Source organism: Anaerocolumna aminovalerica (assembly GCF_900115365.1).
GTDB classification, from domain to species: domain Bacteria; phylum Bacillota; class Clostridia; order Lachnospirales; family Lachnospiraceae; genus Anaerocolumna; species Anaerocolumna aminovalerica.
The window spans coordinates 98,830-112,304 of sequence record NZ_FOWD01000006.1; the positions used below are offsets into that span (position 1 = coordinate 98,830).

Genomic DNA, 13,475 nt, shown 5'->3' on the forward strand with positions numbered 1-13,475 from the left:
TCTAGCGCTTTAGCATCTCTTTACATGGATTTCCATAGGCCGTTACATAACTTACTATATTCTTTACTACAACGCTTCCTGCGCCTATCATAGTCTCTGTTCCAATCTCTATACCTTGTTTTATAATAGTCCCTGCACCAATATGTGATTCATTGCCAACATGAACCTTACCGCATACTATACTTCCTGGTGCTACATGGACAAAGTCTCCAATTGTACATTCATGTTCAATTACACTGGCTGTATTAATGATTGCACAGTTACCTATTTTACTACCAGCATTGATTACAGCCTTCTTTCCCACAAAAATTCCTTCACCGCAGATAGCATATGAACTAACTATACCTGTTTTGTCTATTATATTTGGTATATAAAATCCAAAACTTTTAACTAATTCATATAATTCTTTTCTGATGGTAACATCACCAACACTTCCCACAGTAATAAATGCATGTGTATAACCATCTGCATATAACTTTTTTAAATCATCGTCACTTCCAACAATAGGTATTCCCATAATTGTATACTGATCTGCAATACTGTCAGTCTTTCCCATCATAGTAGGCCTTTTATCTACTATTCCAATTTCTTCATAATTATAGGAAGAGAGTAGGCTATCTAATACAGATATACAATGTCCGCCTCCGCCAATTAATAATATTTTTTTAGCTTCTGACATCGCTACCCAACCTTTCTCTCATCTTTTCCAATTCTTCCAACTGTCCCATATCCATCCATGCGTGTTCACTTATAGGATAAATACCAACTTTTTCACCTTGGTTAATACAATTTTGAATTAAATCTGTTATATGTATAAATGTATCATTGGGTATCAGGTTAAGAAATCTGGGTTCCACTACATAAAATCCAGTATTAGTTAAGAATGAGAAACCTGGTTTTTCATTTAATTTAACCATTTGGCCGGATTCTGACACTTCTATGGTACCATAGGGAATCGTAACATGTTTCATAGCAGACACCACTGTAATAATATTCTTCTCATTCTTATGATAATTCATAATGTCAGAATAATCCTCTTCAATCAAAATATCACAATTTGTTACAAAAAAGGAATCCTCATACCTTCCCTCCAGAAGTTTAAGCCCTCCGCCAGTACCTAAAAATTGAGTTTCTTCTATAAAATCTACATCTCTTTTATGTTCATTATCTATAAAAAAGGACTTTATGAAGTTCTTCTTATAATTCACGATCATATCAAAATGTTTACAACCAAAAACTTCAAAATGATCCATTATCAGTTCAGTAATTGTTTTTTCACCAATTGGGATTAATGGTTTTGGAAGTATTTGTGTATAGGGATATAGTCTGGTTCCTTTACCTCCTGCCATAATAACAACGGGAACATTCAAATCTGCATTTTTAATATTCCTATTATCATATAAGAATCGAATGGATAACAATTTCATTCTCTTATTTACAATAGGCAATGCAGTAATGGAATATTCTTTCATAAGCGCTTTAGAATCGATGGTTACATCATTATAGATATATTTAGGCGCATAATTGGCTATATTACGTATAGCACCTTTTAGATCTCCATTTTTTAAAATATATCTTCTAATATCTCCATCCGTTACTACTGCAAGCAATTTTTCATTCTCACAAATGAATGCAATGCCTTTTGCATTTTTATCAATTGCCTTCATCACCTCTATAACTGAATTATCTTCCGATACAACAAAGTCTTTCAAGTTCAATTGTATCCCTCCCGGTGTTTATCTTAATTGTTTTTTACAAATTTACTGATTTCATTCACTACTACTGCAACCTCATTACCAGTTAAGTTGGTACTGCATGGCAGGTTTAAAACATGATCATAATAATATAATGCCTTTTCAATGTTATATGCTTGTGCCTCTTTATAAGGTCTTAATGTATGTATTAATCTCCAAATCGGTCTTGTTTGAATGTTCTGATTAGATAGATATTGTAACAAATTATCCCTCTCATGAGTCAGATAAGAATAGAACCAGTAATTAGGTCTAATAGTATCGCGAAATTTTAGCAAAGGAATGCCATGGCTTTGATAATCCATATAGTTTGTTTGTTTTGTAGATATAAATGATTCTAATTGCTCCAATTGAGCTAATCCCAACGCAGCTTGCAGATTTGTCATTCTATAATTATAGCCGATTTCATCATGAAGGAAATATAAAGTATCATCTTTTGCCTGGGTAGATAAATATCTGCATCGATTTATATATTCCTTGTTATTAGAAACTATCATTCCGCCGCCTCCGGTAGTAATGATTTTGTTTCCATTAAAAGAATATACGCCAATATCCCCAATGGTTCCTGCAAATTTATCCTTATACATACCGGATATATAGTATGTTCCCAATGCTTCTGTTGCATCTTCAATTACCTTTAGATTATATCTCTGAGCAATTTGCATAATACGCTCCATATCCGCCATATTTCCAAAGATATGAACTACAATAATTGCTTTTATTTGCCTGCCTGATTTTTTATTAAATAATATATTCTCTTTAAAATAACATTCCTGTTTACAAAACTCTTCCAACTTATAGGGATCCATGGCTAAACTATCATCACAATCCATAAATACAGGTTCTGCCTCAAGATATTTTACCGGATTTACAGCAGCGATAAAGGTAAGTGTTGGAACTATTACTTCATCACCTCTAGATATTCCACAAGCTATCAATGCCAGGTGTAAACCGGCTGTACCGCTTTGGCATGCAACCGCCTCCGATGCTCCAACATATTTTGCAATATTATGTTCAAAGTCTGATATATAAGGACCAGCAGTAGACACCCACTCTGTCTCAACTGCATGGGTTACATAATCCAATTCTTTACCTTTTAGATTTGGAACAGATAATGGTATGAAATGTCCCATAATTTCTTCCTTTCCTATATGTTGTAAATATCTGTTTTGTAAGACTGCATATTATTTTTTATCCATTCAATGGTTTCTTTCATACCATCTTCTAGTGTGTATTTCGGGTACCAATTGGTTAATCTCTTGATTTTCTCGTTTGAGCCTAACAAACGATTTACTTCACTTTTCTCCGGTCTAAGTCGGGCTTCTTCACTAACAATTCTAGCTTTTGGATTAATCTGAGATATGATTTCACTTGCCAGTTCTCCAATTGATATTTCTTGTTGTGTTGCTATATTTATCTCTTCTCCAATAGTTTTATTTGATTTTGCTATTTCAATAAAACCATTAGCGGTATCTTTCACATAATTAAAGTCTCTGGTTGGAGTAAGGGACCCTAGCTTAATTTCCTCTTTACCTGCTAACAATTGGGTTATTATAGTTGGAATAACTGCCCTGGCTGATTGCCTTGGTCCATAGGTATTAAATGGTCTTACTATGGAAATTGGCAGATTAAAACTTCGATAAAAACTCTCCGCTAATCTATCTGCCCCTATCTTTGTTGCAGAATAAGGTGATTGCCCTTGAAAAGGATGATGTTCATCTATGGGGACGTACTTAGCAGTACCATAGACTTCTGAAGTTGATGTTACAAGAATTCTGCTTGTCTCTAGTTTTCTTGCAGCTTGAAGAACATTAAGTGTTCCCTTTATATTGGTATCAATGTAGGAATCAGGAGAATGATAACTAAATGGAATGGCTATTAGAGCAGCCAAATGGAAAACTTGATCTACTCCCTTCATTGCCTCATAAACACCGTTTGGATCACGTACATCTCCTGAAAAAATTTCTATTTGATTTAATTTATCCTTTGGTAAGGTGTCTAGCCACCCCCAAGAATTAAAGGAATTGTAAAAAGTAAATGCTTTTACATTATACCCTTGTTCTAATAGACTTTCTGCTAAATGGCTGCCTATAAAACCATCCGCGCCTGTGACTAATACCTTCATAAATATTTCAAACCTTTCTTATCTACTATATTGTGTAGTTATTGCTATGATATTATCATTTATCACAGTTCATAGTTTATAAATCATGTTATATAATCAACATACTTCTTCACCGCTCTAATCTACCATTATAATTATATAACTATACATTCTCTAATGTTTCTTTCATCAATGGTTTTACAAAATCTATTGCTTCTATAGTTGCCATATAGATGTCTTTAGAGCTTTCGTAGGTAGCTATAGTATCACTCTTCTCATTGTCTGTAAATTCATACATCTTAGTAAGATGGTTGGTAGATTTAGCAGAAGTATAATAATCTAAAAGAAGGTATATTGATGAATCTTTAATATATTTATTAATTGATAATAACTTTTTATCATTCTTTCTTGCCATATTAGATACTTGATGCTTTCTACTATATTCTTTTATCTGTTTACTGCAAATATCAACTGCATTTTCCAGTTTCCTTTTTAAAACATCTAATTCATTATATTGCTTCTCTAAATATGTTTTTACTTCGTCTAACTTTGAAGAATCGAAAGTATATTCAAGTGTATCTAATAATTGAATGTCTACTGGTGTAGTACAATATTTATTGACTGCATCATTAAGAGACATATTAGTTGTTCCTTTTATCTTAGCACCCTTTTCTTTCGCATCTATTACTTCCAATTCAGGATTTTCTGAGATCCTTTCCTGAAACCATCGCAAGAAAGTATACCAATCCCATCTGGATTTCACCTGGTTTCCATCCACTCCTTCAACATAAATCTCCTTTGTGGAAGTCTTCTCAGCTACCCCTCCCGCATGAGTAAAATCTCCATCATATGCAAGATCTTGTCCCACAAGTATAATCTTTTTAAATCCTAACATTATACAAGTAGAAAAAGCAACTGTTGCCACAGAATTACCCGTATCTATTGCAACTAGACTTTGTCCTAATTCACTATACATCTTTGCAATATAATAATCAAAAGAAGATATTATTTTTCTTCCTTTATGACGCTCTAGTACTTCCCAATTAGAATCTAATTTACATATTAAAGGAATTGATACATCCGTTCTGTTTGTGAAATACTCCAAAGGCTTAATTGGATCTACAGTAACTATAAAATCCGGCTCAATTCCCTGATCTAGTATATAATCTAATATTCTATCTACAACGAATATATAGGATTTTCCTTTTGCTCTTTTTAAATCCTCTATATTAGATTTTAAGGAAGGTCCCGCTGCAACTACAATAGCTGGTACCTCTGTATTAAGTAATTCAATATAATCTGCCGCTAAATTACTATTTTTTATATAACGCAAATTATAAAGAATATTAGTTATATAACGCGTACCAAAGTTTTTCTGTGTATTGATAAGTACCATTTCATGGTTATTTATATCTTTTATATTCTTCATAAACTTTTGCAAATTTATTTTATATGCCTCATTGTATTTAGGATGGATACACCAGATCTGTGAGGAAATATTTTTAAGATCAAGTAATCCTCGAAGCATACTATTCAGTTCTGTTTCATTTAGTTCTTCTATAATAATAATTGCATTCTCTAAAACATCCGTAATATCATAATTTTGTAATATATAATAAAAAATCTCCATGCTTGGTTCATATATAACTAGAGTATCCGATTCTTTTTTCTTCTTGATTATCTCTCTAGAAAATATTCCATTGCCTAACCCAAACATCAAGATTACTGTATTCATATTCTTTATCTCGTACTGCTCTACCCATTGCCTTGCTTCCCTTTCTGGATAGTAAGTACTATTAAGACAATATTCTTTTTTATCTTTTCTAATAATTAAGGCCTTTTTCCCATCTTTTGTATCAGTAGTATATATGTCTTCCAAATCTTTATTATTTAAATCTTCTTTTTTCTGCATCTGTTCATATAAATATGGTTTATTCTCTCTAATAAGGTTAAGATTCATCTCATAATAGTTCATCCTATACTCCTACACATTAAAAATCTATTATTTATCACACTATAAAATACTGTCTTGATATTCTATTAATACTTCTTTTAATTCATAGTTCAATATATCTGACAAAAGTATTGTATCTAAATTTTCTAATGCATTCATTGCATCTGTCAATATCTGGTTTACTTTAACAATATCTATATTAACATGATTACCTTCTAATTCAAGTTCACTTACTCTATTGGTCATATTATTTAAGAGGTATATAATCCCTTCTAATTCAGTGAATCCCTCTTGATTTTTCTGTTGATAAAATAAATTTGTTGTAACTTCAATCCCATCTATTACATTTTTAATAATTTCTTTTAATTTTTCCATGTTTTCGCCCCTTAAATTTGAAAAAGGACTGGCTTAACGGCCAGCCCTATTTCTAATATGTTATAATTATTGTAATAATGATAATACGCCTTGAGTTGATTGATTAGCTTGTGCAAGCATTGATTGAGCTGCTTGTTGAAGGATATTATCCTTAGAGTATTTAACCATCTCTTTCGCCATATCAACGTCACGGATACGAGATTCAGCTGCCTGAAGGTTTTCAGAAGTATTATCAGCGTTAGCAATTGTATGCTCTAATCTGTTCTGAAGAGCACCAAGAGTTGATCTTTGATCAGATACTTTTTTGATAGCAGCATCAACTACTGAAATATTAGCAGTAGCACTAGCATAAGAAGCAACTCCAGTTGCTACGTCTTTAACACCAAGTGATGAAGCGCGCATGTCACCAATATTGAAACTGATATTTTGACCTTTATTAGCGCCAACTTGAAGGTTAAGTATATTACTTGCGCCAGAAAGTTCACCATTCATTAATTTCTTAGTATTGAATTCAGTTTCGTTAGCAATACGGTTAACTTCTGTAGTTAATTGAGTAAGTTCTTTCTGAATAGCATCACGATCTTCAGAAGCATTAGTATCATTAGAAGCTTGAACTGTTAACTCTCTCATTCTTTGAAGAATTGCATGAGTTTCATTTAAAGCACCTTCAGCTGTCTGAATTAAAGAGATACCATCTTGAGCATTAACAGATGCTTGATCAAGACCTCTGATTTGTCCTCTCATCTTTTCAGAAATAGAAAGACCAGCAGCGTTATCACCAGCGCGGTTAATTTTGTAACCGGATGATAATTTTTCAGTAGATTTTCCTAAACGTCCAGTTGTAATACCTAATTGTCTGTTTGTGTTGGCAGCAGCCATATTATGTTGAATTACCATATGTATATTCCTCCTTGAATAAATAGTAGCATCCATGCTACATTAATATTTTATTGAGTAACCAATATCTACCTGTCACTTCTCAGGCCGTACGCTCCCTCAAAATAAACAGATTAATATTTGCCTTACTTGTCATATATATCGGTAAATTATTTTAATACTTTATAGGTTTTTTTAAGTTTTTTTATTTTTTTTTGTCAAGAAAATAAGATTCATCTAATTGCTGGTTCATCATATTCTTATAATAACTAGATGCGGTTTCACTGCTTTTTTTAAAATCTCTTATTTCTTTCTTTTTATTTGCAAAAAATATTTCAAGACTTTTTTTGTTTTTCAGCTCTAATGTTTGAAGCTTTGCACTTTTTTCTGTCACTTGTTTTATAAGATTTTGTAATTCAGATATAGCCACTTTGTGATTCAGTTTATTAGATATAATCTCTTCTTTAACATGCTCATATATTTTTTCAAAACCTTCATCTAATTCGTTAATTTTTTCAATTATTATTTCTTTGTCTGTTAATGAAGATTCAAAATTATCCATGTCAGGAGGTGTTAATGTGATATATTTTTCTTGCATTTCTGTAATCTGTATTAACTTATCAAGTAAAAAATTCTTTTTGAATAGTGTATCTGTTAAAATATGTACATATGTCTTATTGTCCACATCATAACCTCCCTTTCATTTTTTAACTATCGATTTTAATGTGTTTTTAGTGTTATTACTTATCTGATATTTCCGTTCTTCATTACTTCCTTCCAAGTATCCCTTAATCCTCTTACGTGCTCCAATGCTTCTTCTATAATATCTTTATCCTTACGTATATTAGCTTGTATTAATCTATCAAATACATAATCATAAATATTATCAAAGTCCTTTGCCACAGGATATTTAAAATCTAATGTTGAACGAAGATGGGTAATTATCTTTTCAGCCTTTTGTATATTTAAATTGGCTTTGTTAATATCATTTTCTTCAATCCCAATTATTGCTATATTACAAAACTTTATTATTCCTTCATATAACATTAACGTTAATTCTGCAGGTGTTGCTGTATTAATCTTATTATTTTGATATGCTGCTGCTGCATTAACCGGCATTTTAATTCCTCCTAATATTACAGTACAAATAGGATACCAATAACATTGCAACCGTTAATGGTACCCTATACTTATTATTGTTTCATGCCTAACATTCCTGCCAGTGCATTAGTTTGCTGTTGCATTTTAGCTAATGTTGTTTCCATAGCTGCAAATTGTTTATAATATTTATTCTCCATGGCAATTACTTTATTCTCCAATAGTGCTATCTGCTTTTTATAATCAGTCTGTTGCTTTGCCATTGTTTTATCATTATAAAATGTATATGCACTTCTTACATTTGGTATGGAAGACATTTTTTCACCCATGGCTTCATAAAGTGCCATGGACACCTGTGATAAAACTTTTACCACTGTTTCAGGATCTTCTTCTAATGCTTTCATTAACTTATCATCTAAAGCAGAAAATAATCCATCTTCTTTATCACCATGTATATGCAATAAACCTTTTTCTGTATAATCAGATGATGTTTGTATACCAAAACTTGATAGAGAGTAATACTTACCATCCACCTCTACTCTAGTCATCATAGCACTTTTCATTGTACTTAATACGGAGCTTAATGTGTTATCTCTTCTTAAGATGGAATCCTGTATTTTCTTCTCCCATTTTTCAATTTGGCCATCTGTCATAGCCTCTTTTTCATCATCACTTAGGGGATCATAACCTCTGGATGATGGTGCATAATACAACTCATTCATTTCTTTGAGAATCGCATTATATGATTTAATGAAATTCTTAATCATATCATAAGTTTCTTGTGTATTATTTGCCACATTGAAGCTGATTGTTTCACCAGGTGCTGTAGTTCCGGTAGCTGTTATAGTTAATCCATTAGCTGTTATTGTATTGGTTTTACCAATTAACTGGGCTCCATCTACAGTAACAATGGAATCTTTTGCAGCTACTACACTATAACCATCTGCTGATGTAGCGTCATGAACTGCACCGGTAATTTCATCTAAACCAATATTCTGAAGTTTACTATTACCAGGTATATCTGTTATAGCGGAATTAACAAAATAGTTTTTAACGTTTGCCACAAGTCCGTTATTAACATCAGTAAGGGCTGTTGCTATATTACCATTAATAGCACTATCATATATCTCTTTTACTTTATTCTGATAATCTGCAGCCTTAGTAATGGTTTTGCCATCTACCTCTATGGTTTCTGTAGATTTATATTCCTTTTCCGCCAAAGAAATAAACATGTTGGCTTTATCCTGAGGGATCAGAGTGTCATAAGCGGTTTGAGCCTGTTCATCAATAAATTCCTCTCTTGTTTTATCATCAGGTACTTTTAGCTTACCGGAATCTATGCTGGAAGCAACTTGTGCTTTAAGGTTATCCAGTACTGCATAACGTTCTTTTGCTATTCGTTCTATTTGTTCCGGTGTGGTATCAGAAGGTAAAATACCGTTATCAACGTCGCTTTGAACCTCAGCCTTTAATTTAATAAAAGTCTCATCACTTGGGTCTGTATATTTGCTAATTAATGACGCTTTAATCCCGTCTTTAATTTGTTTTATTGCATCTGCTTTTGTATCACTTTCTACTTTTTTAATTGCATAATCTCTTAATACAACTAAAGCATCAATGATTTTCTGCTCCTCTGCATCTGCTCCTGTAATTTTTTCACCCGGAGCTTTACTCATAACATTATTATACAAAGTGTCAGATATGTTTTTACCTTCCAAAACATTGATTGCGTTTAGCACTTTAGTCTGTCCTGCTGACCCGATTCCGGCATAGTTGATCAATGATTTAATATTATTTAATGCATCCACACCAGCTGTAGACATCTCACCAGTTGTAATGGTAAATTTACTGTCATATCCACTGTTCTTAGAGCTGATAAATAATCTTTTTTGGGTTGTATCGAAGTTTGCATTGAGACCAGCTTCTTTTAATGCATCTATAAAATTGCCAAGTGTTGTTTTATCATCTACAACAAAATTTCTTTTTGTATCACCATTTTGAATTTGAACAACAAGACTACCAGTGGCACTGCCTATCATGCCTAAATCTTTAAGGGTAGTTTTTGCTGTAACATCATCTGCTATTTTACCGCTGGTTACATATTGAGAGCTTGCTAATTGTTCAATCGATATCAAATGTGAGCCATTTGGTGCTGTTGTACCTGCCGTAACAGATACTCTAGTATCGGAAGATGTAGCTTTCTTTGTTTGATAGTTGCCTTGCAATCTCATTTTTGAAAGATCGTCTGTATACAGCTTATATAGCTTTTGATTTAGTTCTTTCCACTTATCCTGTTTCCAACCTAATAAAGTAGACTTATCTTCTACTCTTTTGTTCTTTAATCTCTGTGCGTCTACCATTCCCTTTATTAAGGATTCCGTATCCATTCCAGAGATCATACCAGTCATTCTTACCGGCATGCTGATCCCCTCCTTTATCGTTTCTCATCTACAAGTAATCCTGCAAGCTCCCATATCTTAGCTAATACATCAAGACTTTCTTCCGGTGGAATCTCCCTGATAACCTCATCTGTTACTCGATCAATTACTTTTATTGAGACTCTGTGTGTGGGCTCATCAATTGAAAATTCACATCTTGTTCTAGTAGCTTTAATGTTTGCTTCTGATAAGGTAGCTTTGATTTTGCTGGCAATAGCCTGTTCCTTAATTGTAATGTTTTCATTAAAACTATCTTTGTTACCGGCAGCCTTATTAAATGAAGTATTAATTCCATTGCCAACATTTGTTGTTTTAGAAGCTTGTACATTATTTGATGCTTCACTATAAGCACCCATACCACTTACTGTTCTTATCGCCATTTTTCCACCTCCATGTGGCTTAATTTTACGGCTCCATGCCTTATGATTCTATTATCGACATAATTGAAAAATAATTTAGGGAAGATATATTCTTCACCTCTGAAATAGCTGACTAAGCAGCCGCAAATGGTATATGAAAATCCGGCTTGATTATTATATTCCTATAGAACAGAAAAGCAGTTTCTGTTTCATAATTGCTATTATTTAAAAATATTCTTCAAAGCATCGAAAGAAACTTCACTATCAGCCGCCTCTTTGTTTACATCTTGAATCTGAACATAGATTTCTTTTCTATAGACCGGTACTGCTTTAGGGGCACTAATTCCTATCTTGACCTGATCCCCTTTTACATCCAGTATTGTTATCTCTATGTCATTTCCAATCATAATAGATTCATTTATTTTTCTGGAAAGGGTTAGCATTTAACTTTCTCCCTTCCTTTTGATTTCTGAATTATGTCATATACTTTGTATTTAATTTCATAATCCTGATTCTCTACAATAGCCTGGCAGCCTTTTCTGGTATCTCCATTGATGATAAAAGGCGCCTTTAGATTGACAGACATTTTTGTTATGTCAGTTGGCACGGTAACCGTTAATAGCAGGACCAGGTTATCCTCATTGATTCCACCAAGAGGCTTTAGTAATTCATCCTCTACTACAGGATTATAATCCGGTTTTACGATAAAAGGATTAATCACCGGCAGAGCAAGACCAGGTTCTTCAATACTTTGTAACCAAGAGATAGTTGGTTTTTCACTATCTTCAATGTCATAAAGGATTGTGTATTGTTTGTATTCCTCAAACCCCATGATTCCCTGGTCAAATGTTATGATTTTACTCTCGTCTAAATCAATTTCTCCGAAATGTTTTGTTTGAATTAACATATATCCCTTGTCCCTTCTAATAAGTTTTATACTTATCTATTGTTTCTTTCATTCTTATTAATATTAATCTTACAAGAAGTTTAATAATGAATTCTGTACGATTTTGGATGCAGCTGAAAGGGAAGCATTATAGATACTATTTGCTATATTAAATTTAATGATAGTTTCAACTAAATCCACATCTTCATTCTTTGACATAAGGTCTGTAAAGTCAACCTTCTGACCGCCTAAACGGTCTTCTGTCAGTTCCAATCTTACATATCTGCTGCCTAAATCAGAAGTTGCAATATTCACCGTTTCTTCATACGCCTTAGACTCACTCATGCCCTTATTAAATTTATCCCGCATTACTTTTGTTTTTAATACCAGTTCGGTATTTAACTTTTCCAGCATATCATCTAATGCGGCCTTTTGGTCCCCAGTAATATCAGGATTTTTTAACATTTTTTCAACTTCTTTAATTTTATTTTCCGTTGTGGTAACATCTCTGATTGCCGCTTGTATTTCATCTATTGTTCTGCCAATACTATGTTTAATTGCGTCTTTACCTTCTGTATTAATGGTTAATTTTTGACCAAAATTCACCTCATACTGAATCTTTTGTCCTTCCGGGTTAATAGTATAATTTACAGCTTTAGCAGGTGTTACATTGGAATCCGTTTTTGTGCACTTAAAATAGTGTTCCGGCCTTAAATCACCTTTTTTAAATTCTGCTTTATCGTAAGATACTTCTATTTTTTCCGATAGCCTGATAGCATTATAATCATCATCATGAAGAATTAACTCACCTGTTTCAGGAATATAATTAACCGTCCCTTTTACCGGAGAATATGCATTAGGATCCGTAACCGATATTTGTGTTATGGGAAGATTACTATATGGTAATGAATCGTCATCCACCATTTTATATGACAATTGACCTCCTCCTGCTATTCCTGCCAAACTATCATAAGATAAACGGATTCTATGGACATTTTGTAAAGATGGTGTGTTTAAAACAGTTGAATTAGGGTCGGCAGGGTCATATTGATTCAGCTCATTATTCCCAATTACCTTTGATATAGATTCAATATCACTTCCGGCAAAAATCTCCGTAATGGTATAATTGATGTTATCAGAAGCCTTTATTGCTTCATTAAAAATCAGACTGGTATCCGTCTTGTAACCCGTAAAAACATATCTTCCCGCATAATTTGTATTACCTTCCTGATATATCTGCTGCTTTAGTTCATTTAAAACCTGAGATATACTGTTACGGTCTTCTGGTGTTAAATCATCACTAGCACCATCAACGCAACTACTATTGATCTTGGTTATCATTTCTTTGATGTTCTTAAGAGCACTTTCAGTTATATCCATCCAGGCAAGGGCATCCGGAATATTCTTTTCATAATATTGATTCAGTTCACTTAAATTCGTTCTTAATTTTAAAGCTCTAATAGCAACAATAGGGTCTTCTGAGGGACGTTGAATCTTTTTTCCCGTAGCATATTGTTCATCCAAAGTATTCAGCATGTTCTTATTCTTGTTTATGTTATGCATCATATTGTTAGACATCATCTTATTGGTAATTCTCATATTAACCTCAATTCCGGCGCATTAACGCCTTTTAA

The 13,475-nt window shown here is 33.0% G+C and carries 14 protein-coding genes; all 14 read right to left on the bottom strand.

The window, feature by feature from the left end; all coding sequences use genetic code 11:
• Position 1: 1 nt before the first annotated feature.
• Entirely contained in the window at positions 2 to 679 is a 678-nt protein-coding gene (locus tag BM183_RS05205; protein WP_091684988.1) for an acetyltransferase, read from the bottom strand.
• Positions 666 to 1,718 carry a sugar phosphate nucleotidyltransferase gene (locus BM183_RS05210; protein WP_091684989.1) on the bottom strand — a complete coding sequence of 351 codons (1,053 nt, stop codon included), beginning with the start codon at positions 1,716 to 1,718 and terminating at the stop codon, positions 666 to 668. The genes BM183_RS05205 and BM183_RS05210 overlap by 14 nt, the downstream gene beginning before the upstream one ends.
• Before the next feature lie 23 nt (positions 1,719 to 1,741).
• Positions 1,742 to 2,884: a LegC family aminotransferase gene (locus BM183_RS05215; protein WP_253294695.1), complete on the bottom strand. Its 1,143-nt coding sequence runs from the start codon at positions 2,882 to 2,884 to the stop codon at positions 1,742 to 1,744.
• 14 nt (positions 2,885 to 2,898) lie between these two features.
• Positions 2,899 to 3,876 carry an NAD-dependent 4,6-dehydratase LegB gene (locus BM183_RS05220; protein WP_091684993.1) on the bottom strand — a complete coding sequence of 326 codons (978 nt, stop codon included), beginning with the start codon at positions 3,874 to 3,876 and terminating at the stop codon, positions 2,899 to 2,901.
• A 142-nt stretch (positions 3,877 to 4,018) separates the two neighbouring features.
• Positions 4,019 to 5,830 carry a motility associated factor glycosyltransferase family protein gene (locus BM183_RS05225; RefSeq protein ID WP_091684995.1) on the bottom strand — a complete coding sequence of 604 codons (1,812 nt, stop codon included), beginning with the start codon at positions 5,828 to 5,830 and terminating at the stop codon, positions 4,019 to 4,021.
• A 39-nt stretch (positions 5,831 to 5,869) separates the two neighbouring features.
• Positions 5,870 to 6,184 (bottom strand): hypothetical protein, encoded by a 315-nt coding sequence (locus tag BM183_RS05230; RefSeq protein ID WP_091684997.1) that lies wholly within the window; start codon positions 6,182 to 6,184, stop codon positions 5,870 to 5,872.
• Positions 6,185 to 6,250: 66 nt separating this feature from the next.
• A complete protein-coding gene (locus BM183_RS05235) occupies positions 6,251 to 7,081 on the bottom strand; it encodes a flagellin N-terminal helical domain-containing protein (protein WP_091684998.1) in 831 nt (276 codons plus the stop codon).
• A 184-nt stretch (positions 7,082 to 7,265) separates the two neighbouring features.
• The gene (locus tag BM183_RS05240) at positions 7,266 to 7,745 is read right to left on the bottom strand and encodes a flagellar export chaperone FlgN (RefSeq protein WP_091684999.1); all 480 of its coding nucleotides are present in this window, start codon (positions 7,743 to 7,745) and stop codon (positions 7,266 to 7,268) included.
• A 59-nt stretch (positions 7,746 to 7,804) separates the two neighbouring features.
• Positions 7,805 to 8,179 (bottom strand): flagellar export chaperone FliS, encoded by a 375-nt coding sequence (gene fliS / locus BM183_RS05245; protein ID WP_091685001.1) that lies wholly within the window; start codon positions 8,177 to 8,179, stop codon positions 7,805 to 7,807.
• A gap of 74 nt (positions 8,180 to 8,253) precedes the next feature.
• Entirely contained in the window at positions 8,254 to 10,578 is a 2,325-nt protein-coding gene (gene fliD, locus BM183_RS05250; protein WP_091685002.1) for a flagellar filament capping protein FliD, read from the bottom strand.
• Positions 10,579 to 10,592: 14 nt separating this feature from the next.
• A complete protein-coding gene (locus tag BM183_RS05255) occupies positions 10,593 to 10,976 on the bottom strand; it encodes a flagellar protein FlaG (RefSeq protein WP_091685003.1) in 384 nt (127 codons plus the stop codon).
• A 200-nt stretch (positions 10,977 to 11,176) separates the two neighbouring features.
• The gene (gene csrA, locus BM183_RS05260) at positions 11,177 to 11,398 is read right to left on the bottom strand and encodes a carbon storage regulator CsrA (RefSeq protein WP_091685005.1); all 222 of its coding nucleotides are present in this window, start codon (positions 11,396 to 11,398) and stop codon (positions 11,177 to 11,179) included.
• Positions 11,392 to 11,862 carry a flagellar assembly protein FliW gene (gene fliW, locus BM183_RS05265; RefSeq protein WP_091685006.1) on the bottom strand — a complete coding sequence of 157 codons (471 nt, stop codon included), beginning with the start codon at positions 11,860 to 11,862 and terminating at the stop codon, positions 11,392 to 11,394. Before fliW ends, csrA begins: the two co-directional genes overlap by 7 nt.
• 69 nt (positions 11,863 to 11,931) lie before the next feature.
• Complete coding sequence (gene flgL / locus BM183_RS05270; protein ID WP_091685008.1) at positions 11,932 to 13,440, bottom strand: flagellar hook-associated protein FlgL; 1,509 nt, start codon at positions 13,438 to 13,440, stop codon at positions 11,932 to 11,934.
• Positions 13,441 to 13,475 lie beyond the last annotated feature (35 nt).

Bases quoted from the DNA above. Each gene is read 5' to 3' on its own strand.
- BM183_RS05205 (WP_091684988.1), bottom strand. From the start codon at position 679: ATGTCAGAAGCTAAAAAAATATTATTAATTGGCGGAGGCGGACATTGT.
- BM183_RS05215 (WP_253294695.1), bottom strand. From the start codon at position 2,884: ATGGGACATTTCATACCATTATCTGTTCCAAATCTAAAAGGTAAAGAA.
- BM183_RS05220 (WP_091684993.1), bottom strand. From the start codon at position 3,876: ATGAAGGTATTAGTCACAGGCGCGGATGGTTTTATAGGCAGCCATTTA.
- BM183_RS05225 (WP_091684995.1), bottom strand. From the start codon at position 5,830: ATGAACTATTATGAGATGAATCTTAACCTTATTAGAGAGAATAAACCA.
- BM183_RS05230 (WP_091684997.1), bottom strand. From the start codon at position 6,184: ATGGAAAAATTAAAAGAAATTATTAAAAATGTAATAGATGGGATTGAA.
- BM183_RS05235 (WP_091684998.1), bottom strand. From the start codon at position 7,081: ATGGTAATTCAACATAATATGGCTGCTGCCAACACAAACAGACAATTA.
- fliS (WP_091685001.1), bottom strand. From the start codon at position 8,179: ATGCCGGTTAATGCAGCAGCAGCATATCAAAATAATAAGATTAATACA.
- fliD (WP_091685002.1), bottom strand. From the start codon at position 10,578: ATGCCGGTAAGAATGACTGGTATGATCTCTGGAATGGATACGGAATCC.
- BM183_RS05255 (WP_091685003.1), bottom strand. From the start codon at position 10,976: ATGGCGATAAGAACAGTAAGTGGTATGGGTGCTTATAGTGAAGCATCA.
- csrA (WP_091685005.1), bottom strand. From the start codon at position 11,398: ATGCTAACCCTTTCCAGAAAAATAAATGAATCTATTATGATTGGAAAT.
- fliW (WP_091685006.1), bottom strand. From the start codon at position 11,862: ATGTTAATTCAAACAAAACATTTCGGAGAAATTGATTTAGACGAGAGT.
- flgL (WP_091685008.1), bottom strand. From the start codon at position 13,440: ATGAGAATTACCAATAAGATGATGTCTAACAATATGATGCATAACATA.